Here is a 25,624-nt window from a genome sequence, read left to right on the forward strand (position 1 = left end):
ATCTCGGTTCGTCCGGGCCGATTACAGGGCTGTGCCGCAGTCCACGCATTAACAATACGGGTAGACCCGTATTGTTAATCGCATGAGTTCACCCGCTCCTGCCGGACGCCCCCGCGACCACCGCACCCACGCGGCCATCCTGCACGCCGCCGAACAGCTGGTTGTCGAGATCGGCTACTCGGCCACCTCGATCACCGGGATCGCCGCACGCGCCGGAGTCGGTAAGGACGCGATCTACCGACGCTGGACAGGGAAACCCGAGGTCGTCTACGAAGCGGTGTTCACCCGTGTCGACCTGGGACCGGTACCCGACGAGGGCACAACGCGGGCCGACGTCACCGCGCTGATCGACGCGTTGATCGACGAGCTCAGCGCGCCCGCCGCAGCCGCCGCGCTCCCCGGCCTGCTCGCCGACTTCGCCGCCGACCCGAAACTGCGCACCGTGCTGCGTGATTCGTTCCTGGCCCCCGCGAAGCTGCGAATGGTCGAGATCTTCGAACGCGCGCGTGCGCGCGGCGAGGTGGGCGAGGACGTCGCGATCGAGCTCGTCCTCGACGCGATCGCGGGCACGATCTTCTTCCACCTCGGCGTCCTCGGCGAACCACCGACTCCCGACCTCGCCGCCCGGCTCGGCAGAATCGTCACGGCCGGAATCGGGCCGCGATGAACGGGTACCTGCTGACCGCCGGCCTGCTCGCGACGGTCGTGTCGGCGATCCATCTCGTCGGCGGGCATGTCGATCCGGTGCGACCGCTGCTGACCTCCTCGCTGGCCGATGTCACGAAGCGGACGCTGCATGCGGTGTGGCACATGGTCAGCGTCGACCTGCTCGCGACCGCGGCGACCCTGCTCGCCTTGGCGTGGTGGCAACCGGCAGGGACCGAACTGGTCGCGGCCCTGACCGCGGCCCGGTTCGCGGGATACGCGCTGGTCTTCTTCGTGATCGCGCTACGGCTGCCCGGCCGGGCCGCGCTCCTGCGATTGCCGCAATGGATACTGCTGGCGCCCATCGCGATACTGGCCGGACTCGGCGCGACGTAGACGCGGGCAAGGGCCATTCGACCGACCACGCGGGCGGCGCCGCCCGCGGTCGACAGCTACGGAATTGTCCAGTTCCGTTCACACGGCAGTCGCGGCAACAACAGCGCGGCGGTATCGGCCAGCGTCGTGGCGACAGCGTCGGCATGAGTCGCGTTGAAAGAGGCCACGAATCGGCGTGCGGCGCTCGTGCACGCCTCATAGAAGAGGTCCAAGCAGTCGCCCCCGATTTCTGACCAGTGGATCCGGACGATCACATCCGGCTCCGGAAACCGTGGGGCGAACTGCTCGAACATGGTGGGGACCAATCAGTGAGGAGATGACGACAACTACGCGGTGTGACCGCTCCGGCGGAGTCGACTGGTGAACACGGAGGCGCGGCGGGGATCTCGACTCAGCCGAGGCTGAAGGGCTGACCCCACAGCGTCACCCAGCTGGTGACGCGGTCTGTCACGATTTCGACGCTGACGAAGGCGCGCGCTTGCGCATAACCACCACACCCGGTCAGGCCGATCGTCTGATCGGACCAGGTCACCGAACCGCTGGTACCGGAGAAGACGTTGTAGACCTTGTGGTCCTCGGCGCCGAAGTCGTCGGCCTTCTCTCGATCCAGAATGTAGAACGACCTGGCCTGGCCCGGCCCGAGCGACAGCTCACCGCTGGTGCCGACGCCCGCACTCGCGTTTCCTTCCCAGTCCGAGGCCCCTTCCACGCCGCCGCCGACACCGCCGCCTGCGATGTTCACCTGACAACCGACGACATAGCCCGGGATGATGAGCCCGCCCGCCCCGGAACCGGTGCCGGCGACGTCGACCTGAGCCGAGCCCGAGACCCACGCATTGCGGTGCACGGGTGTCGAGCCGAGCGAGGGGTTGATATTCGCCGACTCCCCGGTCAGCCGGACGGTGACCACAGTGCCGTCGGACAGGGTTTCGACAAGTTCGCCCCCGGGCAGCGGGACGAAGGTGTCGGCGGCCGACGCAGGCACAGCGGCCAGGGCGAGCGCGAGGGAAGCGACCGCGCCGAAGCCGAGTCGAGTGGAATACTTACGGTTGGACATCGAATTCACCTTGGTGGGTTCACGTTTCGCGATACGACGCGATGGACGATGGTTTCGGAAATTGCCGGCCGCTCAGCCGATGCTGAAGGGAGCACCGTAGAGCGAGGTCTTGGAATAGTGGTCACCGATGATCTCGACCACCGTGTACGCGCGGGCCTGCGCGTAGCCCGCACAGCCCTGGATCTCGATCTCGGCGTCGCGGTATTCCACCGAGTACACGCCGGGCTCCAGAATGTCCTTGTAGTCGATCTGCACGAATTTGACCTCGCCGGGACCGAGATTGACGCCGATCGAGCCGCCCGCACTGACCCCGGCCGTCGAGATCCCGCCGGATACACCCGCACCGATCGCGTCGTCGGCGATGCTCACCTGACAGCCGACGATGTAGCCGGTGTTCAGTTGCGAAGCGCCGTGGGTGGACGAGTTGTTGCTCCCCGGCAGACCGGCCGGACCGTTGGTCGGGCCGACTTCTCCCGCCGGCGTGACGGTGACATCCGCGCTCGCCCGTCCGGACACCCACACCACCCGACCCACGCCGTTGCCCGCCATCGATGGCGAGACCACGGCACGCTCACCGGTTCGTGTCACGGTGACACCCGGCCCCGACTTGGCCCCGTCCGGGAGCGGGACGAACACATCGGCGGCCGCCGGGATCGACGTCGCCATAGCGAAGGACACCGCGGCGATACCGGAGACACCCAGTACGACGGACAGTCGTGTCCTTGCCCAACGAGAACTCATGATGATCAGAATCTCCTCTTGATTCCGGGAATTCTCGATCTCCGGGTGGCAGACCGAGGGGCCCCGAGTGGCGCACATCACTCTCGCGATGTGATGCGAAACACTGCCCTTCGGCCGGGTGACCCGGCTACGTAGTTGTGCACCTTCCCGGCCTCGACCGCGCAGCAAACTGTCCTATTCCTCGATCGGTGCGGGAAAGCACAATGCCGGGATACACCCCCCGCATTCTTCGAGGTATGAAATGTCAGTTGCCCCCGCCCAGGCAGACGGCGGAACGTCGGCTCCGCTGAGCAAGGCCCGACTGCTGGCCCTGTGCGCTTCCGGCGCGATTCCGGCCGTCGGCATCGCCTCGTTCCCGCTGTTGCTGGTGGGACCGGCCGGCTACGGCAGCTGGGTGGCCGCGCTGCTCACTGCGGCCATCGGCTTCGCACTGGCCCGGATCGTCATCGTGTTCGCCCGCCGGTATGTCTCCTCGGGCTCACTGGCGTCGTTCGTCGGCGAGGTCTTCGGCCGGTGGGCACGAACTGTTGTCGCGGCCGCACTGATGCTGGGCTACCTGGGACAGCTGATCGGCATCCAAGTGCTGTTCGCGATCTATCTGTCGAGTTTTCTGGCCGGCATGGGGGTCGATGCCGCGACATCGCCGACGTCGATGGTCGTGATGTTCCTGGTGTCGGGCGTGGTACCCGCGGTGATCGCACGGCGTGGGCTCGACGCCTCCGCCCGGGTCGCGATACTGCTCACCGCGGTCTCGGTCCCGGTCCTGCTGTTCATCAGCGGTGCCAGTGCGTGGCACACCGGGCTCGAACTCGACCGGCAGCTCTCCCTCGAGGGCGCTTCGATCTCCGGCATCGTCATCGGCCTCGGTGCCGCGGCCGCATGGCTGGTCAGTTTCGAGAGTGGTGCGACGCTGGCCGAGGAGACCACCGACCCGAAGAAAACGGTCCCGCTCGCCGTTCTCGTCGTTCCGATCCTCGTCTTCGGCTATTTCCTGATGACGGTCCTGCAGATTCCCGGCCTGATGCGGGTCGGTGACCAGCTGGCCGCGGGGATCTCCGCACCGGCGGCACTGGCTGTCGAGGCCGGGCTCGGCGACGGCGTGGCCCGAGCCACCGATCTGCTGCTGGCGGCAGCGGTTTTCGCGGCCCTTCTCGGATACACCAACTACCTCTCACGGATCCTGGCCGCCTCCGCCGAGGACGGTCTGTTGCCACGGCTCTTCGCTCGGCGAAACCACGATTTCGGCACGCCGAGCCGCGCGATCGGGTTCGCGGCGGGCGCCTCGACATCGATCTTGATCGGCACCGTGGTCATCAGTGCGGACAGCTTGCTCACGATGTACTCGGCACTGGCGACGATGACCGTCTACCTCTGGGTGCTGCCCTACGTGCTGATCTGTGCCGCGGCGGTCGTTCTCCTGGTCCGCGAGAACGCGCTGGGAATCGGTGTGGTCTGCTGCGCGGCGATCGGTGCGCTGGGGATGGTCTGGCCGTGGGTCAACAGCTTCATCAACCCTCCGGCTCCGCCCATCGATGCGATGACCTACGCCGCCGTGGCCGCGGTCGCCGCGCTGGGTCTGACGCTGCGGATCATCAGACGTCGAAGCGACGCAGCGGGGTCCACCCGCCACGCCCGCGGCCTCGACAGGGAGCCGGCCGGCGACTGACAGTTCGTCACTCGGCGATTCAGCAGTTTGCACACAGAACCGCCGGAATCCGCACGCTTCCTCAATGGTTTGCCGGATGCCGGTGCAGCGAGTATCGATGCACCGCCGATCCGACGATCAGGAAGTAGGAGTCAGCATCATGGTTGCTGCGAAGACTCGACGAGGCCGGCCTCTGCCGACCGGGCATGGTCCGCGGTCGACTGTGCGCGTCACCGCTGCCGAGGTGGCGTGATGGCCGCGCGCACGCCGTCCTTATCGCAGCGGCTCATCCGTTGTGCGACCATCCTCTGCGGCAGAACTCCGGCGGCGATCCTGAATCTGTTCGCGGACGCGCCGACCAACAAGGCCGGCAGTCGAATGGCCCCGGAGATCGCCCTGCTGATGAAGGCGATGGCCGACGGGCCCGATTACAGCGATCACGAGCCGGTCCGGGCACGCGAGATGCCCGACGCAGACAGCGCCACCCTCGCCGAAGTGCTGCCGCCGCTGTACCTGGTGGAGGATCTCGAGTTGCCAGGTGGTCTGGCGGCGACACGCTACCGCGCCTCGGCGGAATCGGCCGGACTGCTGGTGTATTTCCACGGTGGTGGCTTCGTTCTCGGCAACCGTACCGGCTACGACGCACCAGCTCGTCGGCTCGCGATCCACAGTGGGCTCGACGTACTGGCCGTGGAGTATCGGGAGCACCCCTTTCCCGCTCCACTCGAAGACGCCCTCACCGCATGGGATTTCGCCGTTGCGCTCGCACCCGCGTGGGGGATACCGGCGACGCGGGTCGCAGTCGGTGGCGACAGCGCGGGGGCCAATATCGCCACCGTGCTCGCCAGCCGACTCCGTGGACGCGCGGTGGTCCCGGCGGCCCAGGCGCTGCTGTACCCGGTGACCGATCTGTCCGTGTTCTACGACTCGCATCGCGAGTTCTCCGATTCACCGGCGTTGTCGGTCAAGCAGATCGGGTGGTTTGTCGACCATTACCTCCCCCCGGGGATCGAACGCCACGATCCCCGGGTTTCGCCGATGCAGGCGCAGGATCTGTCCGGATTGCCGCCCGCGGTGGTCGCCGTGGCCGGTTTCGATCCGCTGCGCGACGAGGGCATCGACTACGCCGAGCGGCTCGCCGCGGAAGGCGTGCCGACGCGGCTGTTGCGCGAGGAGAAGCTGGTACACGGATTCATCTCCTTCACCGCGTTCAGCCGGACGAGCCGCGCGGCGACCGTGCGATTCGCCGAAGCCATCGCCGAAGTGATGACCCCGAATCCACTGGAGAAAGCGAAGAGATGAACGATCCCCATTCCACGCAGTTGACGCCGCTGTCGTATCTGCGGCGTTCGGCCGACGTCTACCCCGACCGCCCCGCCGTGGTCTACGGCGACATCACGATGACCTATCGGGAACTCGCCGACGCCTCGGAGACGATCGCCCGGGGGTTCCTGGAAGCCGGTGTCCGTCCCGGCGACCGGATCGCCTATCTGACCCCGAACATCCCGCAGGCGCTGGTCGCGCAGTTCGCCGTCCCGCTCGCAGGCGCGATTCTCGTCGCGATCAACACCCGGCTCTCCCCTGCCGAGATCGCCTATATCTGCGATCACAGCGGCGCCTCCGTGCTCGTCTACGACTCCGAATACTCCCCTCGCGTCGCGGAATTCGCGCCGGATCTGCAGACGGTCCAGACGCTGGTCGCGATCACCGATCCGGCCGCCGCGCCCGCCGGCGACCCGGTCGCGTCGTCCACTCCGCTGACCGAACTGCTCGAGCTCGGACTCACCTCGACACGCGAACTGTCGTGGTCGGTCCCCGACGAGAACGACGTCATCTCGATCAACTACACCTCCGGCACGACCGGCCGCCCCAAAGGCGTCATGTACACCCACCGCGGCGCGTATCTCAACGCGCTGGGCGGCATCGTCCACTCCACCCACACCGATCGCAGCGTCTACCTGTGGACCCTGCCCATGTTCCACTGCAACGGCTGGGCGACCGGCTGGGCGGTAGCCGGCGCGGGCGGTACCCAGGTGTGCCTGCGCGAGGTACGGGGCGAGGTGATCTGGGATCTGATCGACCGGCACGGCGTCACCCATCTCAACGGCGCGTCCACCGTCGTCAACACGATCCTCAACGCCGCGAACGCCCATCAGCTGACGCGGCGGCTGACGGTGACGACCGGTGGCGCACCGCCGAGCCCCACACTCATCTCCCGGATGAGCGACATGGGCCTCGAGATCGTCCACGTCTACGGTCTCACCGAGACCTACGGCCCGATGTCGATCTGCGTGGAGCAGCAGGCCTGGGCAACCCTGGATACCGCCGAGCTCGCACGCCTGCGCGCCCGGCAGGGTGTCGCGATGATCCAGGCCGATCGGCTACGGGTGGTACGGACCGACACCGCCTCCGACGAGCTGGCGGACGTACCCGCCGACGGCAGCACCATGGGTGAGATCGTGATGCGTGGCAACAACGTGATGAAGGGGTACTACCAGGACCCGGAGGGCACCGCGAAGGCGTTCACCGGCGGCTGGTTCCATTCCGGCGATCTCGGTGTCATGCACCCGGATGGCTACATCGAGCTACGCGATCGGGCCAAGGACATCATCGTCTCCGGCGGCGAGAACATCTCCACCGTGGAAGTCGAGCAGGCGCTGCTGTCGCATCCCGCCGTCGACGAGGTCGCGGTCGTCGGCGTTCCCGACGACAGGTGGGCGAACGGCCGAAGGCATTCGTCATCCTGCGGCCCGGGCAGACCGCGACCGCAGCCGAGATGCGCGAGCACGTGACCGCACGGCTCGCGCGGTACAAGGCGCCACGGGATATCGAGATCGTCGGCGAGCTGCCCAAGACGTCGACGGGCAAGATCCAGAAGTTCGTACTCAAGGACCGTGAGTGGGAGGGGTACCGCGACCGGGTCCGCGGCTGAGCACGAAAAACGGCTGACCCGAACGGGATCGCGAGACGCGCGAGGGGTGGCACCGTAGGTCCGGTGCCACCCCTCGGTCGACGCGGGCCTGCCCTGGTCGACTACCCGCCGATCATTCCGAGACCATCCGTTGGATCCACGGTGACAGCGCACGCAAGGTCGCGGCGATCAGCAGCCCGCCGACGCCGACGCCGATCAGATACGTCAGTGTCGGGATCACGGTGAACAGGATTCCGAGGATCCCCGACAGCGCCGCACCACCGCCGATGACGATCACGCCGAGCGCGGTCAGCTGGCTCCGGAAGTTCTCGGGGGCGATCCGTGTCACCAACGACAACGTCACCGGATTGACGAACACCTCGGATACTCCGGCGATCGCCATCGTCGCCATGACCAGGATCGGGGAGACGGTCTTGCCCGGGCTGAACTCGCTCAGCAGCAGGATCAAGTAGGACGAGGACACCAGGACGAGTCCGACCGTCACCTTTGTCGCCGCGCCGAACCGGGCAAACCAACCGCGTGCCCACAACCGCGCGATAACGGGCGTCAGGGAGACTCCGAATACCGAGAACGAGGCAATCAACCACGCCCCGGGCATCTCCCAGTCCAGCACGCGCAGATCGACCCGGTCCGCGATGAAGAGGGCCATCGTGGTGAAGATCTGCAGCAGAATCCCGTAGTACAGCACCGCGGCGACCCACAGCGGCAAGAACCCGAGAACCCGACGCCGCTCCACAGCGGTCGTGGTCGGCGCTCGCAACACGACGCCGAACAAGGCCGCAGCGCAGACGACGATGAGCCCACCGGCCAGGTAGGTCAGACCCTCCGGTGGAACGACGCCGGAGGCGACAACCGCGACGAGCAGCACCGCCGCCACAGCCCCGACCGTCGCGGGAACGAGGAGTGCGCGGCCGCGGACCGGGTCGGCGACGATCGCCGACTCCGCGGGCAGTCGCGAATAGCCGACGATGTACTGGACCAGGCCGAGAGCCATCCCGATCGCGGCGATCACGAAGGCCGCGTGGAAGCCTGCGACCGACTGCATCCACCCGGTGGCGAGCGGACCGATCAGGGCACCGGTGTTGATCGCCATCAGGAAATAGGAGAAGCCGGCGTCACGGTAGGCCGCGTCGGCGGGCAGCAGGCGCCCGACGATCACCGAGATGTTCGTCTTGAGCGCGCCGGTACCGACAGCGATGCACACCAGCCCCACCGCCAGGCCCGGTAGTCCGGGGACCACGGCGAGCGCGATGTGGCCCGCCATGATGACGACACCACCGGCCAGGACGAGAACCCTCGGTGGGATCAACCGGTCGCCGAGCCAGCCGCCGACGAACTGCATGATGTAGACGAACGCGCCGTAGGCACCCACGATCCCGACGGCCGAGTCCGTCGGCAATCCGAGACCGCCGTCGGTGATGGAGTAGAAGAGATAGAAACTGAGAACGGCCTGCAATCCGTAGAAGCTGAACCGTTCCCATACCTCGGTGGCTGCCAGTCCCCAGAACTGGCGGGGTAATCGGCCGGTCGGCTTCCGGCCGGCGGTGAGCTGCCCCGTTTCGATGGTGCCAGGAGACTTCATACCGCCACGTCCTGTCTTCCGGACAGCGCCAGTGCCGACATGCCACGCTCACCCAGGCCCGCGTCGATGGCCGCGCGCATTCTCGCCATGGCCGCCGAATACATCGACGCACGATGTCCGTGCGCCTCCATGGCGTGCACCACGGCCACGCTCGGGTCGTGGAAGGTGGTGATCGTGGCCTGATCGGTGCCGTGCTCGCCACTGCTCACCGCTGCCGAGATCGTGGGCACCGCCTGCGCCAGCAGCGCGATCATCATCGCCGTGAGCGCATCGATCTCGTCGCGGGTGACGCCCTGATCGGCGGCGAAGGCCACCGCCTCGATGTAGCTGACCAGCGACGGGACGAAGAACGCCCCGCACCACTCCGCCATCGCCTTCGCGGCCCCGATACCGCCCGGCAGATAACGTGTGCCACCACCGAGCGCCGTCAGGTGCTCCGCATGGTCGGCCCACACCGACGACGGGCCCGCGTAGCAGAGGAAGCCGTCCGGGGTCCCGATCGCGTCGGGATAGCAGACGATCATGCCGTCCAGGTACCGCGCGCCGGTAGCGACCACCCTGGCTTCCAGCTGCTCGGCTTCTGCCGGTGTGCCGGCGGTCAGGTTGACCACAGTCGTACCGTCCCAGCCGGACTCGACATCGGCAATCGCCGACCACAGGGTGTCGTAGCCGGTAGTACAACCGATGACGAGCGGCGCCGCGGCGATCGCGTCGCCGATGTCGCGCACAGCGGTGATTCCGTCGACGGCCAGCGCCTCGGCCTTGCTGTGCGTGCGGTTCCACGCGGCCACGGATATCCCCGTGGCGGCGAACGCTCGCGCGATGGCGGACCCCATCAGTCCGCACCCGATCACGACGACCTCATGGGGACGAATCGTTTCTGCCATGTCAGTTCCCCGATCGTGTCCGGCTGTAGCGAAAGACCCCGAGCAGGACCGCGACCGTCGCGATCATCACGTAGATCATCTTGCTGGCGGCTCCCGGCGCGGCGTCGGCGATGCCGCTGATCAATACCCACGTCATCGACACGGCGCCGATCACCGACGCGCCCCACAGCCAGGGGCGGATCTGCCCTTCGCGCACCGTCTGCACGACGGCCGCCACCGCGATCAGGATGTAGGGCAGCACCCAGAGGTCGATCACGAGCGCGGCGGTCATCGTGTAGACCTCGACGATGTTCCGCAGCAGGCTCGCGGAAACCACGAGCCATCCCAGGCTCGCCACCGCGACGCCGGCAATCGCGGTGACCGGAGTGCCGCGGCGGACATCCACCCGGGCGAACGCCGGGGGAAGCAGGCCGTCTTCGGCCAGCCGCACCACAAGTCGCGCACCGTAGTTCAGGAAGGCCAGCGCGGAACCGACCGACGCGATCGCGAGGACCAGGTCGCTGAACTGCCCGATCCAGGTGGGCAGTCCGGCCTGTGCCGCGAGCGCGGCGGGCGCCGATACACCGGCCGCGAGGTCATCACCGGCGGCCAGCAGGCCGGGAACCGTCAGCATGATGAAGATCGGCATCCCGCCACCGATGACCACGGGCGGCGCGATGATCGCCCACGGAACATTTCGCCGTGGATCGGCGGTTTCGGTCGCCAGCGCGGCGCAGCTTTCGAAGCCGACCAGCACCACCATGCCCAGTGCGGCGCCACGCAGCGCGCCGCTGATCTCGAAGCTCGCGAAGTCCAGCTGGGCCGCGACGTCGATCCCGGTGTGGACGGCACTGGCACCCACGATGAACAGCACCAGCGGCAAGGAGACGACGGTCAACACGATCGCCGCCCAGATCGAGGTATCGAGTCCGCGCACCGCGACGACGGCGATGACACCGATCGTCACCGCGCCGATGATCAGCAGGGAACCGAGCTTCGCCGCGGACTCCACGCCCAGCGAATGCAGAAAACTCCCCAGATACATTCCGACGACGACGATCAGACCGGCGACGCCCGTGATGTAGGCACCCAGCAGCGAGGCCCCGACAATCTTCTTCGACCACGGCGCGAAAACGTAGCCGACATAGGAATACAGCGAACCCGACGCCACATAGCGACGCGCGAAGTGAATGACAGAAGCCCCGATACAGATCGTGGCGATCATCGACACCGATGCGGACACCCACGCCATCGCTCCCACTGCGGAGAACATGATCAGGGGGCCGGTGGCGAAAGCGACAGCGGGCACGAATGACGCCAGGCTCAGTGAGACCAGCGTCGCCCGGCCGATTCCCCGCTGCCCCGGTCTCTCGGTATCGCGCGCGTCCGCGCTGTCTGCCTGCGCGGCCGCTGGTTCAGGCACATATCCACTCATCAGTGGCGTCCACCTTCCATGTACTTGCTGTCCCGAATGGTTGGCGCACCACTGAAAACTCAGCATCGATAGCTGCGAACAGCCGCATGGTGGGAGTCAATGCGGCAGGAAGACAAGAATCGAAATCGGCAGGTTCCGCGTATCGAACGGGTCGATGCGCTCGCCTTGCCACCACCTCGGATCGCACTGTGTGCGATGTCTCATTCTGAGTTCGGAGTGATCTGCATCTCTACAGCATTGTGCTGCACGCCGGAACGGGTGCCGGGGCACAATGCCTACCGCGACACCTCGCTCCGGACGTGCTCAGCCGATCGCGGACGCGTCGTTGATCTTCTGCTCCAGCGCGGCCTCGTCCATGAAGTACACGTCGCGGACGATCTTCAGGGTCTCGGGATCGAACGTCGAGTAGCCGGTCCCGATCCAGGTGACTCCGGCACCTTCCCCACCCGGTGTGCCCGTCACTTCGAAGAGCACGCCGATGGTGTCGCCTTCGACGAACGACGCGGCCACCCGTGGGGTCCAATCGGGAAACGTCGCGAACATCTGTTGGAATCCGGGAACGAGTGCCGACTTGTCGCCGACGGTCCCGCCGGCGCCGTTGACGACCACGCACTCGTCGTCGAAGTATTCGAGAACTGTGTCGAGATCGCGAGCAGCGACCGCAGCGCAGATCTCGTTCATTTTCCCGGTGTAGACGGCGTGTTTGGAAATGGACACGGGTCCTCCTTCACAGTCGCAGCGGGCGGGCCGCCCGAGCCAATCGAGTGAGTGGCGTGTGTGACACCTTGCTCGCTGGATTGTGCGACGACCTACACCAAGAGGCACCGCGCTGGGCGTCCTCTCGGTGCAAGGTGCACTGTGACTCACGCCATATCTGGAAATATGCTGTCTATTCGGAGAAGGTTCGGGAGGCAAACGGTGAACGCCAAGAATGATGAACAACGGCAGCCTTCGCAGCGCGTGCGCGAGCTCTTCCGCACAGCGGCTATCAAGATGCAGGAGCATTCGATCGAGATCGCCCAGGAGATGTGGGAGGCCGGCCAGCGAAGTCTGGGTGCGGGTGCACTGACCGAGGACCCGATCCTCTCCGAGGTGGATCGCCTCTTCACCCGCTCGATACTGAACCATTGGCTGATGGCCAATATCGACGATCCAGGCTGCCCGGTGAAACTGGAAATGATCGCCGACGCCAGGAACTACGCGCGCGATCTCGCGTTTCGCGGCCTCGATGTCAGCGACATCGGACCGTGGCGCGCGGCGCAGCGGGTCGGCTGGTCGGCGTGGTTGAGGTTCTGTTTCGACACCACCGACGACAAGGACCTGCTGCGTGAGTTGGTCGAGGTCTCGGGGAATTCGCTGGGAGACTCCCTCGACGAATCCAGGTCGACCATCGTCGCCTATATCGAGGAAGCGCGGGCCGAGCTCAACGAGGGGCCCGAAGTGGAACGTCTGGCCACACTGCAACTGCTGCTCCGAGGTGCGCCGATCACGCGTCCCCGGGCCGAGGCCCAGCTCGGTTACGCGCTCACCGGGCACCACTTGGCGGCCATCATCTGGGCCGATTCCTTCGATCAGCCCGCGGGCCTCGAGCAGGCCGCCGAGCTGGTGATGCGAGCATCGGGTGCCCAACGCCGTCTGACACTCGTCGCGGGCACCGCGACGCTGTGGACATGGATGCCGGTCAACCGTGTGCCGTCGCGCACCGAACTCGACGAGATCGTGGCACAGATTCCCACTGTCCGGATCGCGGTGGGGCGCCCGGCGCACGACGTGAACGGATTCCGGCGCAGCCATCTCGATGCCGCCACCGCTCAAGGGCTGCTCACCCGTCTCCGGTCCCGATGTCGCGCGGTTCGATTCGAGGACGTGCAGCTCATCTGCCTGCTCACCAACGATCTGGCCGAAGCGCGCCAGTTCATCGCCGACACGCTGGGCGGATTGGCGACGGCCGAGCCGGTGTTGCGGGAGACCGCACGGGTCTACATCGCCGAACAGTTCAACATCTCGAAGACAGCCGACCGCTTGTTCGCGCACCGCAATACGATCGATCGCCGCCTCGCCCGGGTAGACGAACTGCTGCCTCGTCCCCTCGCACAGAATTCGGCCGCCGTCGACACCGCGCTGGCACTCGTCCAGCTGCAGACCGGCGAATAGTCCAGCGCGGAAGCGCCTTTCGCTGCGACCGCGGTCGACGCCTGGCCGGGCGGCGGTGTCACCGCCCGGCCAGGACCTCACTGCCTTGCCGTTGTCATCCCAAGGCCCGCAGGATCGCCGATCCGATTCGCTCGACGCCGGCCCGGCTCGTCGCGCTCAGCGCCGTGTACCCCAGATAGCCGTGCACGAGGCCCGGCTCCCTGATCAGCTCCGTCGATACCCCGCTGTCGGCGAGCCTGGCAGCGTAGGCCAACCCGTCGTCGCGCAGCGGATCGAAGCCGGCGACGGTGACGAGAGCCGGTGCGACGCCGGTCAGGTCATCGGCGAACAGTGGCGAAACCCGGGGATCGCGACGGTCGATGCCCGGCGGCACGAAGTGATTCAGAAACCAGTCGATCTGCTTGGCGGTGAGCGCCGGTGAGTCGGCGAACTCCCGATTCGACGGCCGGGATCCGCTCAGGTCGGTGACCGGGTAGATCAGCACCTGCAGCGCGGGGCGGCGCTCGGGATCACGCACCCGCTGAGCGAGGACCGCGGCGATGTTCGCTCCCGCGCTGTCGCCCGCGACGACCACGCGGCCTTGCGGAATGCCCCACCCGGCGGCGTGGGCGAGGGCGAATTCCCATGCGACCATCGCGTCGTCGTGCGGTGCGGGATAGGGGAATTCCGGTGCCAAGCGGTACTCCACGGACAGGATGTCCATGCCCGTCCAGCGGGCGAGCAAACGTAGCGGACCGTCGTAAGCGGCGCGGCTGCCGAGCACGAAACCGCCGCCGTGGAAGAACACGACAAGCCCCTCGGCGGAACTCCCCGCCCGATATCGGGTCGCCGCGAGGCCCCCCGGCAGCTCGAGCTCCTCGACCTCACGCATGGGCACGGGTCGTTCACCGAAGACGTCGACGCCCTTGGCCTCGGCGGCACGGGCTTCCGCCGGCGCCAGATCACTGAAATCGGGACCCTTGGCGATGGAGGCCATGAGCATCGCGATCTCGGGCGCCATCACCTCGCCGTCGGAGTTGGCGTGCGTTCCGACCATGCGCTCGAGCAGCGGTTTCGGCAGCCGCGCCAGCCCGATCGCGAGCTGTCGCTGCAGGCGCTCGCCGACCGAGAGGCGGGTCGTGGTGGCCGGGGCGCTCACGGCACACGCACCTTGCTCGCCGCGTCGGGCGTCGCCGTCGGCGGTACCCGCCGATCGTTCGCGGAGCTGAACCGCAGGCGATCGTCGCCGACCGGGCCCTTCAGCAGTTTCTTGTCAGCCTGGTAGGAGGTCAGCATCCGCCACGGCAGTCGCACGCCCTGCTTGGGCAGGGCGTCCGCCGTGCGGGTGACGTACCCCGAGTTGAGGTCGAGCAGCGGCTCGGTGGCCATCCCGGGCTCGGCGACCGGCACGACCTTGTCGTAGCCGTGCGCGTCCATATGCTTGATCAGCTGAATGACGTACTGCGCGGTCAGGCCGACCTTCATGGTCCACGACGAGTACTTCGTGTAGCCGAACGCGAACGACCAGTTCGGCAGGCCGGACAGCAGCATTCCGCGGTAGGTGACGCTGTCACCGATGTCGAACTGCTGCCCGTCGACCGTCTGCGGGATGCCGCCGAACATTCGCAGGTTGAGCCCGGTGGCGGTGACGATCACCTCGGCCGGGATCTCCTCCCCCGAGGCCAGCCGGATCCCGGTCGCGGTGAAGCGATCGATCGTATCGGTGGCCACCGAGGCCTTGCCCTCGCTGATCGCCTGGAAGAAGTCACCGTCGGGTGTCATGCACAGCCGCTGTTCCCACGGCTTGTACGGCGGGTTGAAATGGGTATCGACGGCGTAGCCGTCGGGCAGGGCCTTGCTGGTTTGCTGGCGCATCAGTTTGCGTCCCGAGTCCGGGAACTTGAGCATGTAACCGACGAAGAGGAAGTCGCGCCACACGTTCTTGATCCGGGTCGCGGCGTATCCGCGCTCCAGCCCGAGAGTCCGGTAGAGGAACTTGGCGACCTTGTCGACGCGCGGCAGCGTCATGACGTAGGTGGGAGTGCGCTGCAGCATCGTGACGTGTGCGGCGGCTCCGGGGCCTGTCGTCATCGCCGGAACCATGGTGATGGCGGTCGCGCCACTGCCGATCACCACGACGCGCTTGCCCGCGTAGTCGTAGTCCTCGGGCCAGAACTGCGGGTGCAGGATGTCGCCGGCGAAGTCCTCGCGACCCTCGAACTGCGGCGTGTGGCCCTCGTCGTAGCGGTAGTACCCGGAGGCTCCGTACACCCAGTTGGTCTTGATCGCGACGGTCCGCGTCTTCTCCCCCGGGACCGCGACCTCGACCCGCAGCGTCCAGACGCCCTCGGCACTGGACCAGTCCGCCGACACGACCTGATGGTGGTACCGGATCAGGGCGTCGATGTCGTTCTCGGCCGCGGTCTCCTCGAGGTACTCGCGGATGAGGTGGCCGTCGGCGATCGCGTGCTCGTGACTCCACGGCTTGAATTCGTAGCCGTAGGTGTGGAGTTCGGAATCGGAGCGGACTCCCGGGTACCGGAAGAGGTCCCAGGTGCCGCCGATCCGCCCGCGGCCCTCGAGGACGACGATCTTCTTGCCGGGAAAGGCCTGCCGGAGGTAGCACGCCGACCCCACACCGGAGACTCCGGCTCCGATGATGACGATGTCGGCGGACTCGGGAGGGGCACTGCTGCGGGCCATGGTGAACTCCTGTTTTCGGATTGCCGGGCCGTTCTTCGACCCGTTGCCATCGTCTGCCAGCGGGTATGACCCATGCCACACAGATCCGTGGTGTTCTGGACCCGATTCCGGTGCAGAGTGCACCACCCCGAACCGCCGGACACAGCGCGATCAGGCGCCGCGCAGTGCTCCGATCGGCAGCATCACGTGCTTGGTCCTGGTGTAGTCCTCCAGGGCGTAGGTCGAGTTGTCCCGCCCGTAGCCCGACTTCCCGAAACCGGACCACGGCATCTCGTTGGTGAAGTTGAGGTGCGTGTTGACCCAGACCGAGCCGAAGTTCAGTTCCTCGGTGAAACGCAGCGCCCGAGCGGTATCGGCAGTCCACACCGAGGCCGCGAGGCCGTAATCGACACTGTTGGCTTTGGTGATCGCTTCGGTGTCGCTGGTGAAGGTCTCCACCGAGATCACCGGGCCGAAGACCTCTTCGCGGGACATCTCCGAGCCGAAGGCGACATCGACGAGGATCGTCGCCGGGTAGAAGAAGCCGGGGCCTTCGGGTACCTCGCCCCCGAGCACGACGCGGGCGCCGTCTCGACAGGCCCGGTCCACCATGTGCGCGACGCTGTCGCGCTGCTGCGCACTGATCAACGGACCCAGTTCGAACTCCGCACCCGATGCGGCGTTCCCGCTGCGGAGCTCGCCCGCCGCCGCGGTGAGCGCCGCCACCAGTCGATCGCGGACGTCCTCGTGACAGATCACCCGGGTGGCCGCGCCGCAGTCCTGGCCCGCGTTGCCGTATCCGGTGGCCACCAGGGTCGGGACGAGGTCGTCCAGATCGGCGTCCGGGAACACGATGACGGGTGCTTTGCCGCCGAGCTCGAGGTGGACACGTTTGATCGTCGTCGCGGCGCCCTCCGCGACCAGCTGTCCGGACCGGACGCTGCCGGTCAGCGCCATCATGTCGATGTCGTCGTGACGGCTCATCGCGTCACCGACGGTCGAGCCCTTGCCGACGACGATGTTGAGCACCCCCGGCGGCAGGATGCCGGTGGCGAGCTCGGCGAGAATCAGGGTGCTGAACGGGGTCAGCTCGGCAGGCTTGAGCACCATGGTGTTTCCCGCCGCGAGTGCTGGGGCGATCTTCCAGGCCGCCATCAGCAGGGGAAAGTTCCATGGTGTGATGGCACCGACCACGCCGACCGGCTCGCGGCGGATGTAGGAGAGCCGGTCCTGGGCGTACTGGCCGGGAGCCGGCGCCTGGGCCGTCCGCGCCGCACCGGCCATGAACCGGAAGCAGTCGGAGATCAACGGAATCTCGTACGCGGCATAGGCATACGATTTCCCGACGTTGAGTGCTTCGAGCGCCGCCAGCAGCTCGGCCTGCTCATCGATGGCGTCGGCGAACCGGAACAACGCCTCGGCGCGCGCGCCCGGCGTCAGCCGGGCCCAACCGGGCAGCGCCGCGCGCGCTGCCGCGACCGCGGCATCGACATCGGCCACGGTGCCCCGCGCCGCGACGCCCAGCCGGGTGCCCGTGCCGGGACCGATCACCTCGACGGTCGAGGTGGCCGTACTCGCGACGAACGCGCCCCCGATGTAGTGGACCGGCGCCAGGTCGTCGATGCGCTGCTGGGCGTCGGCCAGGATCTTTTCGGGACTCATGGCATGTTCCTTCAGTCGGTGGTGGGAGTCGGGATGTAGGTGGGGCCGAGCGCGAGCACCGGAGCGAGCAGATCGTCGTCGACCATCTGGTCCGGGGTGGCCTCCGCGGAAGGCGTCCGCGTCTGGCCGGGATAGCCGACCGCCCGCCGCGCCTCGGGCGCCATGTAATAGGTGCAGCTGAGGAAATAGAAAGCCGCTTCCACGATCTCGGCGGGCCAGCCCGCGACGATCTCCGGCGACAGCTCGTCGACCCCGGCGGCGAGCTGGGCGACATGGAGGAACGCCCCGGAGAGTTCGGGGTCGACTCGCAGGGCGCGGTCGAGCAGAACGTCGTAGCCGGGCAGCGCGGTCATCCGGGGCGAACGCTCGCTTCCGGGGAACCACAGGTCCGCGATCCGCGCGGCACCGGTACGCGTTTCGTCGTCGGGGAAATCGATCACAGCGGAGTCCTTTGGTCAGCGGCGGTCTCGATCAGATGCTCGGCCGCACGCAGTGCGAACGCGGTGATCGTCGGCGTCGGATTCACCGCGGATGACGTCACGAAGACGCTGCCGTCGAAGATGTAGAGGTTGGGCACGTCGTGGGATCGCCCGTAGCCGTCGACCACGGAGGTCGCGGGGTCGTCGCCGCAGCGGGCGGTGCCGAGCAGATGCCACCCGGTCTCGCCCCCGAAGTCCACCCGCTTGGTGGATACGGCGCCCGCGGCCTCGTGGACCTCGGTGAGCCGGTCCAGGTGCCAGTCGAGGGCACGCTTGCTCTCGTCCGACATCCGGTAGTGGATCTTCGGCGCCGGGATACCGTCGCTGTCGACGAGATCGGGATCGAGGGTCACTCGGTTGTCGAAGACGGGCAGATCCTCGATCGATGCCGCGAGCTCGTACGAGCGGCCGTGCAGGCGCTCGATCAACGCGTGCCCAGCGGGACCGCTGCGCTCGGCCAGCGGCAGCTCCGTGAACCGCTGGAGCAGGCTCACCGGCCCCTGATGCACCACTGCCGTCCATTTGGCGCCGCGATGGAAGCCGCGGCTGGTGTCGGTCTCGGCGAAATGCATCGACCAGACCGGATGACTCTCCGGCCCGATCCACGGTTCGAGGTCCTGCTCGTACTCCCCCAGCACGGTCGCCACCGGATGCATCATCAGATTGCGTCCGACGTAGCCCGACGAGTTCGCGAGCCCGTCCGGGAACAGCGAGGAGGTGGACAACTGCAACAGACGCGGTGTGCCGATTCCGTTGGCGCACACGATCACCACCGGCGCGGAGGTATGCCGCTCGACACCTTCGCGGTCGATCCAGGTGGCACCGGTCGCCAAGCCCTGGTCGGAGACGGTGATCTCCCTGACCCGCGCCCCGACCACCAGTTCGACGCCCGCTGCGAGCGCACCCGGCCACATCGCGACGTCGAAGGACGCCTTCGCGCCCTCCGGACAGCCACTGCCGCAGGTCCCCCAGCGAGCACAGGCCCCGCGCGAACCGAGGCCCTGCGACAGGATCGCCGAGGTGCCGGGCCACCATCCGATGCCCAGTTTGTTCATGCCCTCGGCCGCCTTCCGGCCGATCCGGCCGATGGGCAGCGGTGGTTGCGGAAGCACGTAGCCCGGCGGGTAGGCGGTGTTGCCATCGAGACCCGAGGCGCCGATCATCTCGTCGATCGCCTCGTAGTAGGGCTGCAGGTCCTCGTAGGTGATGGGCCAGTCGTCGGCGATGCCGTCCAGGGTGCGAACCCGGAAGTCGGACGGAATCATCCGCGGCCACTCCGCCCAGAACAGGACGCTGCTCCCGCCGACACCGTTGAACATCAACGGGTGCACGTCGGAATCGGAGTCGTCGACGGGGTAGTCGCTCGGGCGGCGGCGATGGTTCGGATTCGGGTTCCACCGGGAGGCGACGAGCAGGTCGCGTTCGAGCTTCTCGCTGGGGTAGTCGGCGACGTCGGGCCAGTCACCCTGCTCCAGAACGGTGACCCGGAATCCGCTCTCGGCCAGCAGCCGGGCGGTGGTGACGCCGGACGGACCCGCGCCGATGATCAGCGCGTCGACGTCGTCCCTCCTGCCAGAGGTGCCGGTCGTGGTCATGACATGCTCCTAGAGGTAGTTATTTATATCGATCGTTTGTGTTTGAATAGAGAGATGCCGAAGATCGTCGACCATCACCAACGCCGTGCCGAGATCGCTGACGCCGTGCTCGCGATCGTCGCCGAGGAAGGTGTCTCAGCGGTCACCCTGCGCGACGTCGCGGTGCGCAGTGGGTGGTCCACCGGAGTGCTCAACCACTACGTCGGCGGCCGGGACGACCTGCTGCGCCTCGCCTTTCGTCAGGCGTTCCGGCTGTCCGGCAAGCGCTTGGCCGCGATCGCCGAGGAGACCGGGCTGGATCCGATCGAGCGACTGGTTCGGGTGCTGACCGCGCAGATACCTCTCGACGGACCCTCGATCGCGTTCGGCCGGATCACCCTGTTCTTCTATGCCGAGGCGGCGAGCTCCCCGGACAAGCTGGGGCAGGAGATGATCGACTACCTCACGTCGTGGCGCTCGACGGTTCAGGTGCACGTCCACGCGGCGCTGGTTTTCCGTGACCTGCCGACCGCGCGGTCGCGGGAAATCGGCGACTATCTGGTCGCACTCATCGACGGCTACGGCAGCTACGCGGTGCTGGGCTCCAAGCTCTGGGACGGCGACGATCCCACGGCCGCGCCGCCGGTACGGCTCTGGGTCGACGCCGCCCTCGCGATGAGCACCCTCGACGCCACCCATCAGTGAGCCTCACACACCGGGGCCGGCGTACCCGTCGAGGCGGAGCCCGCCGGCCACCGCGTCGCGATGGCAACGAGTATGCCGGTCATGGTGTCGCTCCTGCGCTAGATCCGTGGGACCGATCACCGGCCCGGTAGCAATAATTCGCCAGCGCCTATGGCGCGCGCCACACAGATCTGGTGTGTCCGTGGTCGCCGGCCGGTGCAGAGTGCACCGTCACTCGCGCCCGTCGCCCCAGGAGTCCGTGGACCTCAACCACGCCCGGTCCTCGATCAGCTCACGGCAGGTGCCGGCGTTCTCCCACTCCGGGCTCGCGAGCAGGGCACGGTGGAACGGGATCAGCGTCGGGATACCCGATACCGCGGTCTCGTCGAGCGCCTTGCGCATCGCGTCGGTGGCGGCGCGGCGATCCTCGCCCCAGGTGATCACCTTGGCGATCATCGGGTCGTAGTAGGGATGCACGGTGTCGCCGTCGACGACACCGCTGTCGACTCGGACGCCGTCGCCGGCCGGGACGACGAAGCGGTCGATCCGGCCGGGGCCGGGCCGGAAGCCCTTGGCGGCCGACTCCGCGTTGATCCGGCACTCGATCGCGTGGCCGGTGATCCGCACGTCGGACTGCGCGAAGGACAGTGGCTCGCCCGCGGCGATGCGGATCTGTTCCGCGACCAGGTCCAGGCCCGTGACGAGTTCGGTGACCGGGTGCTCGACCTGGATGCGGGTGTTCATCTCCAGGAAGTAGAAGTCGTCGCCGACGAGCAGGCCCTCGACGGTGCCGACGGAGTGGTAGTTCGCGGCCTTCGCCGCGAGCACGGCGATCTCACCGAGGCGCTGGCGCTGCGCGTCGGTGAGCACGGGGCAGGGCGCCTCCTCGATCAGTTTCTGGTGTCGCCGCTGGATCGAGCAGTCGCGTTCGAACAGGTGCAGCGTGGTGCCGTGGGTGTCGGCGATGATCTGCACCTCGACGTGGCGCGGGTCCTCGAGGTAGCGCTCGAGATACACGGTGGCGTCCCCGAAGAAACGCTCACCTTCCCCCGACGCGCCCTCCATCGCGGCAACGAGCTCGTCGGGGCCATAGGCCACCCGGAATCCCTTGCCGCCACCGCCACTCGCGGCTTTGACGGCAACGGGATAGCCGATGGCTTCCGCCATCGCGAACGCCTCGGGACCGGGAACCACCGGCTCGGTGTAGCCGGGGACGACCGGGACACCGGCGGCCGCCACGGTTTCTCGTGCCCGGATCTTCGACGACATCATCTCCATCGACTCCGGACTCGGGCCGATGAACACCAAACCCGCCGACGTGCACGCGCGAGCGAAGTCGGGGTTCTCCGACAGCAGCCCGTAGCCGGGATGGACGGCCTGGGCGCCGGTGGCGAGCGCCGCCTCGATGATGCGATCGATGCGGAGATAGCTCTCCGACACCGGTGCCGCACCGATCGGCACCGCTTCGTCGGCCAGGCGCACGTGCAGGCTGTCCGCGTCGACGTCGGAGTGAACGGCGACGCTGGCGATGCCGAGCCGCCGCAACGTCGTGATGACGCGCACGGCGATCTCGCCGCGATTGGCGATGAGGACCTTGTCGAACACGACCTCAGCCCTCCAGCGTCACGAGAACATCGCCGTCGGAGACGACGGAGCCGACCTGGACGTGAACCTCCGCGACGACACCGTCGTCCTCGGCCTCGACCGGGATCTCCATCTTCATCGACTCGAGGATGAGCAGCACATCACCCTCCCCGACCCGGTCGCCTTGCGCTACGACGACCTTCCACACTGTCGCCGCACAGTCGGCTGCGATCTCGATCATGGTTGTTCTTCCTTTCCGATGGTGCGGATTTCGCGCCGGGTGATGGTCATCAGTGACGGCGCAGTGGCCCGCGTGCCTGGCTCACGGCCGCGGCCAGTGCTCCCTGACTGCCTTCGAGGAACGCGGCCACGACTTCGCGGGTCTCGCGGGGGTCGATCATGTGCTCCACGCCGAACGCCTCGACGGTGCGCCACGGATCGACGAGCGAACCCATGCGCGCCTCGATCTCCGCCCGCATCCGGGCAGGATCCTCGGCCGCCTCGATCTCGCGCCGGTAGGCGGCCTCGACACCGCCCTCGATCGGAAGGTCGCCCCACTCGCCGCTGGGCCAGGCCAGCCGCAGTCCCAGCCGGTCGGGATTGGCCGTCGCCGACACTGCCAGGCCATACGCCTTTCGGACCTGCACCGTGATGATGGGGACGGTCGCCTCGACCACCGACCGGATCGCGCGCACGCCCCATCGCATGACGTTGGCCCGCTCGGCCTGCGGGCCGACCATGAAGCCGGGGACATCGACGAAATAGAGGACCGGCAGGTGGAAGGTGTTGCAGAGATTGATCAGCCGCACCTGCTTCTCGGCGGCGGCGGAGTCCATGGCCCCGCCGAGGTGCTGCGGGTTGCTGGCCAGGACACCGATCGGCATCCCGTTCATCCGGGCGAGACCGGTGACCAGGCTCTTTCCCCACCGGGCGCCGATCTCGAAGAACGACCCCTCGTCGACCACGGCCTTGACCACCCGTGCCGCGCGATACGCCTGCCTGCGGTTCTCCGGGATGATCTCGAGGAGCTCCGGCGCACGGCGATCGACGGGATCGTCGCACGACGTGCGCTGCGGAAGCTCCCAGATGTTCTGGGGCAGGTAGCTCAGTACCGCGCGCATCTGCGCGATCGCGTCGTCCTCGTCGCGCGCGAGATTGTCGACGGTGCCCGAGCCGGTCGCGGCGGGTCCACCGCCCAGTTCGTTCTTGTCGATGTCGAGGCCGAGTGCGCGCCGGACCAACGGCGGGCCACCGGCGAAGATCACGGAGTCCTTGGTCATCACCGAGAAGTGGCTGGCCACGGCGCGCGCCGCACTGGCACCGACGGCGGCACCGCTCAGCATCGTCAGCACCGGCACTTCGTCGAGGAGCTCGAACGATCGTGCCCAGCTCATGGAACTGGTGAGGTAGGCGTGCCCCTTCTCCTCCTGCGCCGCGACATCCCCACCGATGCCCTCCACGAACAACAGCAGCGGGATCTTGTACTCGTGGGCGAGGTCCTCGACGAACCCACCCATCCCGCCTTTCATCCGGTCGAGATAGCTCTGCGGGGCGCCGGCACGCACGGTGAAATCCTCCCCGCCCAGAGCCACGTGCCTGCCGTCCACCTTCGCCAGGCCGCAGACGTAGCTCGCGGGGAGGGTTCCGAGCCGGTTGCCCAGCGCGTCGCGTTCCTCGAAGACGGCGAATTCACCGATCTCGCTGAAGCTCTCGGAGATGGCCGCGATCCGTTCCCGAATCGTGTTCCGGCCCTGCGCCTTCTGCCGGGTGACCCGGCGCTCGCCGCCGAGTTCGCGGGACAGGGCGCGCCGACGGTCGAGTTGGGCCAGGGCGTCCGGCCAGTTGAATCCACCAGGTGTGGTCATCGGGGCACTTCCATGACGTCGGGCGACGTGATGTCGCGGGAGAGCAGGTGTTTCTGAACGACGCCGGTCCCCGCGCTGCGGACGAACTCGGAGCCGTCGGTGACGGTGAGGTATCTCGGCATGGCGAATCGGGGTAGCACGGTGCGGCAGTGCTCGATGAAGTCCGCGAGCACCACCGACTCCCCGTCCGGGACGACGAAGACCTTGATCTCGTCCTCGCCACCGTGCTCGTCGCGAACCGCGATGGCGACACATTCGCGGACACCGGCGGCGGTGTTGAGGCTGTGTTCGAGCTCCCACACCGAGATGTTCTCGCCGCGGCGGCGGAAGCTGTCGGTCCGGCGCCCGTCGAAGTACAGGAACCCCTCGGCATCGACGTGCCCGGAATCGCCGGTGTGGAACCACAGGTTGCGCCACGCCTCGGCGGTCGCTTCGGGCCGTCCCCAATAGCCGAGGGCGGCCATATGCGGGTTCTGCGGGCGGAAGACGATCTCCCCCGTCTCGCCCGCGGGCAGCGGCCGGTCGTTGTCGTCGACCACCGCGACATCGATCGCGTCGTGCGGGTGTCCGGCAGCGCCACGGCGTCGCTGGTGCACGCTGTCCATGGCGATCCCGTCGCATTCGGTCTGACCGAACAGGGTGAGGACGGGAATTCCGAGACGATCCTCGAACATCTCGTAGGCGATCTCCGGCACCGGTGCTCCGATCAATCGCGTCAGGCGGTGCGTACCCGGCTCGGGCAGCGTGCCCTGGGCGAGGATCGACAGCATCGCGCCGACTCCCGTGGCCCAGCTCGCGTCGAACCGCCGGACGTCGGCGAAGTACTCCGAGGCCGAGAACCGCTCCCGGAAGGCCATCGAGCCGCCGGACTGCAGGCACGCCGTGAGCTGGACGTGGAAGTCCACGTGGAAGAACGGGAGCGGGAAGTAGCCGATGTCATCGGCCCGGAGACCGAGCCGGTCGATCCACACGTGCGCGGCGAGGGTGGAGAAGTACGCGCGGGGGAGCATCACCCCCTTGGCCGGGCCCGTCGTTCCCGAGGTGTAGAGGATCGTCGCGAGCTCACCGGGGCCGAAGCGCCGCTGAGCGGCGTCGAGGTCTTCGCGCGCGGCTTCGCCGACCGGCTCCACCGGCAGTTCGGTCATGGGCAGGACATCCCTGATCGTGGCCTCGCGGACCCGTTCCAGCAGATCGTCCTGACAGGCGATGAGGCTGGGGTCGGAGTCGGTCAGGACGTGGGCCAGCATCGGACCCCGGAGCTCGACATTCACCGACACCTCGACCGCGCCGACCCACCAGATGCCGAACATCCACACGACCCGGTCGATCGAGTTTCCGCTGACCAGCGCGACCCGATCCCCCGCGGACACGCCACGACGGGTGAGTGCCGCTGCCACGCGGCGGGCACGGTCGGCCAGCTCGCCCACCGTGAGGATCTCGTGATGCGACCGCAGTAGCGGACGGGCGGGGTCGCTCGCGACTGCGCGCAGCAGGTCGTCAACCGGACTGACGTGATCGACCGCGGGTGGTCGAAGCCTGCTGACCTCATTCACGACGAGATCCCTCCTCGAATGGATTGGGGGTTTCTTATTTGGGACACTTGATATAAAACGATAGGGAAACAACATCTGTCAAGGACAACCTGGAGATGCCATGATCGTG

General features: G+C 67.4%; 22 protein-coding genes and 1 pseudogene. 7 read left to right on the forward strand and 16 right to left on the reverse strand.

The features are described from left to right. Positions 1-82 precede the first annotated feature (82 nt). Both AB0L91_RS01180 and AB0L91_RS01185 read left to right on the forward strand, forming a co-directional pair. Positions 83-667 (forward strand): TetR/AcrR family transcriptional regulator, encoded by a 585-nt coding sequence (locus AB0L91_RS01180; RefSeq protein ID WP_357344862.1) that lies wholly within the window; start codon positions 83-85, stop codon positions 665-667. After that, positions 664-1,041, forward strand: coding sequence for a hypothetical protein (locus AB0L91_RS01185; protein ID WP_365006822.1), 378 nt, complete (start codon positions 664-666; stop codon positions 1,039-1,041). Before AB0L91_RS01180 ends, AB0L91_RS01185 begins: the two co-directional genes overlap by 4 nt. A 56-nt stretch (positions 1,042-1,097) precedes the next feature. Here AB0L91_RS01185 and AB0L91_RS01190 read toward each other — a convergent pair whose 3' ends face one another. The 3 genes from AB0L91_RS01190 to AB0L91_RS01200 form a co-directional block, all read right to left on the reverse strand. Beyond that, the gene (locus AB0L91_RS01190; RefSeq protein WP_365006823.1) at positions 1,098-1,334 is read right to left on the reverse strand and encodes a hypothetical protein; all 237 of its coding nucleotides are present in this window, start codon (positions 1,332-1,334) and stop codon (positions 1,098-1,100) included. 98 nt (positions 1,335-1,432) lie between these two features. After that, positions 1,433-2,098 carry an MspA family porin gene (locus AB0L91_RS01195; protein WP_365006824.1) on the reverse strand — a complete coding sequence of 222 codons (666 nt, stop codon included), beginning with the start codon at positions 2,096-2,098 and terminating at the stop codon, positions 1,433-1,435. A gap of 72 nt (positions 2,099-2,170) precedes the next feature. Then, positions 2,171-2,839, reverse strand: coding sequence for an MspA family porin (locus tag AB0L91_RS01200; protein WP_357344854.1), 669 nt, complete (start codon positions 2,837-2,839; stop codon positions 2,171-2,173). Positions 2,840-3,080: 241 nt separating this feature from the next. Here AB0L91_RS01200 and AB0L91_RS01205 point away from each other — a divergent pair, with 241 nt between their 5' ends. The 3 genes and pseudogenes from AB0L91_RS01205 (at position 3,081) to AB0L91_RS01215 (ending at position 7,416) form a co-directional block, all read left to right on the forward strand. Next, positions 3,081-4,505 carry an APC family permease gene (locus AB0L91_RS01205; RefSeq protein WP_357344852.1) on the forward strand — a complete coding sequence of 475 codons (1,425 nt, stop codon included), beginning with the start codon at positions 3,081-3,083 and terminating at the stop codon, positions 4,503-4,505. A 231-nt stretch (positions 4,506-4,736) separates the two neighbouring features. Then, a complete protein-coding gene (locus tag AB0L91_RS01210) occupies positions 4,737-5,786 on the forward strand; it encodes an alpha/beta hydrolase (RefSeq protein ID WP_365006825.1) in 1,050 nt (349 codons plus the stop codon). 98 nt (positions 5,787-5,884) lie between these two features. Beyond that, positions 5,885-7,416: pseudogene (locus AB0L91_RS01215) on the forward strand (long-chain-fatty-acid--CoA ligase). 112 nt (positions 7,417-7,528) lie between these two features. Here the strand turns inward: AB0L91_RS01215 and AB0L91_RS01220 are convergent. The 4 genes from AB0L91_RS01220 to AB0L91_RS01235 form a co-directional block, all read right to left on the reverse strand. Continuing rightward, complete coding sequence (locus AB0L91_RS01220; RefSeq protein WP_365006826.1) at positions 7,529-8,998, reverse strand: oligopeptide:H+ symporter; 1,470 nt, start codon at positions 8,996-8,998, stop codon at positions 7,529-7,531. Beyond that, a complete protein-coding gene (locus tag AB0L91_RS01225; protein ID WP_365006827.1) occupies positions 8,995-9,885 on the reverse strand; it encodes an NAD(P)-binding domain-containing protein in 891 nt (296 codons plus the stop codon). The genes AB0L91_RS01220 and AB0L91_RS01225 overlap by 4 nt, the downstream gene beginning before the upstream one ends. A gap of 1 nt (position 9,886) precedes the next feature. Further along, positions 9,887-11,287, reverse strand: coding sequence for an APC family permease (locus AB0L91_RS01230; protein WP_365006828.1), 1,401 nt, complete (start codon positions 11,285-11,287; stop codon positions 9,887-9,889). Positions 11,288-11,602: 315 nt separating this feature from the next. Beyond that, the gene (locus AB0L91_RS01235) at positions 11,603-12,016 is read right to left on the reverse strand and encodes a nuclear transport factor 2 family protein (RefSeq protein ID WP_365006829.1); all 414 of its coding nucleotides are present in this window, start codon (positions 12,014-12,016) and stop codon (positions 11,603-11,605) included. 141 nt (positions 12,017-12,157) lie between these two features. Between AB0L91_RS01235 and AB0L91_RS01240 the strand changes: the two genes are divergently transcribed. Next, complete coding sequence (locus AB0L91_RS01240; protein ID WP_365006830.1) at positions 12,158-13,453, forward strand: helix-turn-helix domain-containing protein; 1,296 nt, start codon at positions 12,158-12,160, stop codon at positions 13,451-13,453. A 94-nt stretch (positions 13,454-13,547) separates the two neighbouring features. Here the strand turns inward: AB0L91_RS01240 and AB0L91_RS01245 are convergent, their stop codons facing one another. The 5 genes from AB0L91_RS01245 to AB0L91_RS01265 form a co-directional block, all read right to left on the reverse strand. Then, positions 13,548-14,591 (reverse strand): alpha/beta hydrolase, encoded by a 1,044-nt coding sequence (locus AB0L91_RS01245; RefSeq protein ID WP_365006831.1) that lies wholly within the window; start codon positions 14,589-14,591, stop codon positions 13,548-13,550. After that, the gene (locus tag AB0L91_RS01250; protein WP_365006832.1) at positions 14,588-16,135 is read right to left on the reverse strand and encodes an NAD(P)/FAD-dependent oxidoreductase; all 1,548 of its coding nucleotides are present in this window, start codon (positions 16,133-16,135) and stop codon (positions 14,588-14,590) included. The genes AB0L91_RS01245 and AB0L91_RS01250 overlap by 4 nt, the downstream gene beginning before the upstream one ends. A gap of 150 nt (positions 16,136-16,285) precedes the next feature. Continuing rightward, positions 16,286-17,776: an aldehyde dehydrogenase family protein gene (locus AB0L91_RS01255; protein ID WP_357344832.1), complete on the reverse strand. Its 1,491-nt coding sequence runs from the start codon at positions 17,774-17,776 to the stop codon at positions 16,286-16,288. 11 nt (positions 17,777-17,787) lie between these two features. Continuing rightward, positions 17,788-18,216 carry a hypothetical protein gene (locus tag AB0L91_RS01260; protein WP_357344830.1) on the reverse strand — a complete coding sequence of 143 codons (429 nt, stop codon included), beginning with the start codon at positions 18,214-18,216 and terminating at the stop codon, positions 17,788-17,790. After that, positions 18,213-19,850 carry a GMC family oxidoreductase gene (locus AB0L91_RS01265; protein WP_357344828.1) on the reverse strand — a complete coding sequence of 546 codons (1,638 nt, stop codon included), beginning with the start codon at positions 19,848-19,850 and terminating at the stop codon, positions 18,213-18,215. The genes AB0L91_RS01260 and AB0L91_RS01265 overlap by 4 nt, the downstream gene beginning before the upstream one ends. A gap of 54 nt (positions 19,851-19,904) precedes the next feature. Here AB0L91_RS01265 and AB0L91_RS01270 point away from each other — a divergent pair, with 54 nt between their 5' ends. Beyond that, the gene (locus tag AB0L91_RS01270; RefSeq protein WP_357344826.1) at positions 19,905-20,534 is read left to right on the forward strand and encodes a TetR family transcriptional regulator C-terminal domain-containing protein; all 630 of its coding nucleotides are present in this window, start codon (positions 19,905-19,907) and stop codon (positions 20,532-20,534) included. Between the two features lie 210 nt (positions 20,535-20,744). Here AB0L91_RS01270 and AB0L91_RS01275 read toward each other — a convergent pair whose 3' ends face one another. From AB0L91_RS01275 to AB0L91_RS01290, 4 genes are read right to left on the reverse strand one after another with little or no spacing between them, the layout of a single operon-like run. Further along, the gene (locus AB0L91_RS01275; RefSeq protein WP_357344824.1) at positions 20,745-22,118 is read right to left on the reverse strand and encodes an acetyl-CoA carboxylase biotin carboxylase subunit; all 1,374 of its coding nucleotides are present in this window, start codon (positions 22,116-22,118) and stop codon (positions 20,745-20,747) included. 4 nt (positions 22,119-22,122) lie between these two features. Then, entirely contained in the window at positions 22,123-22,338 is a 216-nt protein-coding gene (locus tag AB0L91_RS01280; protein WP_357344822.1) for a biotin/lipoyl-binding carrier protein, read from the reverse strand. A 49-nt stretch (positions 22,339-22,387) separates the two neighbouring features. After that, entirely contained in the window at positions 22,388-23,962 is a 1,575-nt protein-coding gene (locus AB0L91_RS01285) for a carboxyl transferase domain-containing protein (RefSeq protein WP_357344820.1), read from the reverse strand. Next, a complete protein-coding gene (locus tag AB0L91_RS01290; protein ID WP_357344818.1) occupies positions 23,959-25,590 on the reverse strand; it encodes an AMP-binding protein in 1,632 nt (543 codons plus the stop codon). The genes AB0L91_RS01285 and AB0L91_RS01290 overlap by 4 nt, the downstream gene beginning before the upstream one ends. Positions 25,591-25,624: the final 34 nt, after the last annotated feature.

Origin of the sequence: Nocardia sp. NPDC051833 (assembly GCF_040681225.1) — a bacterium.
In the GTDB taxonomy this organism is placed as follows: domain Bacteria; phylum Actinomycetota; class Actinomycetes; order Mycobacteriales; family Mycobacteriaceae; genus Nocardia.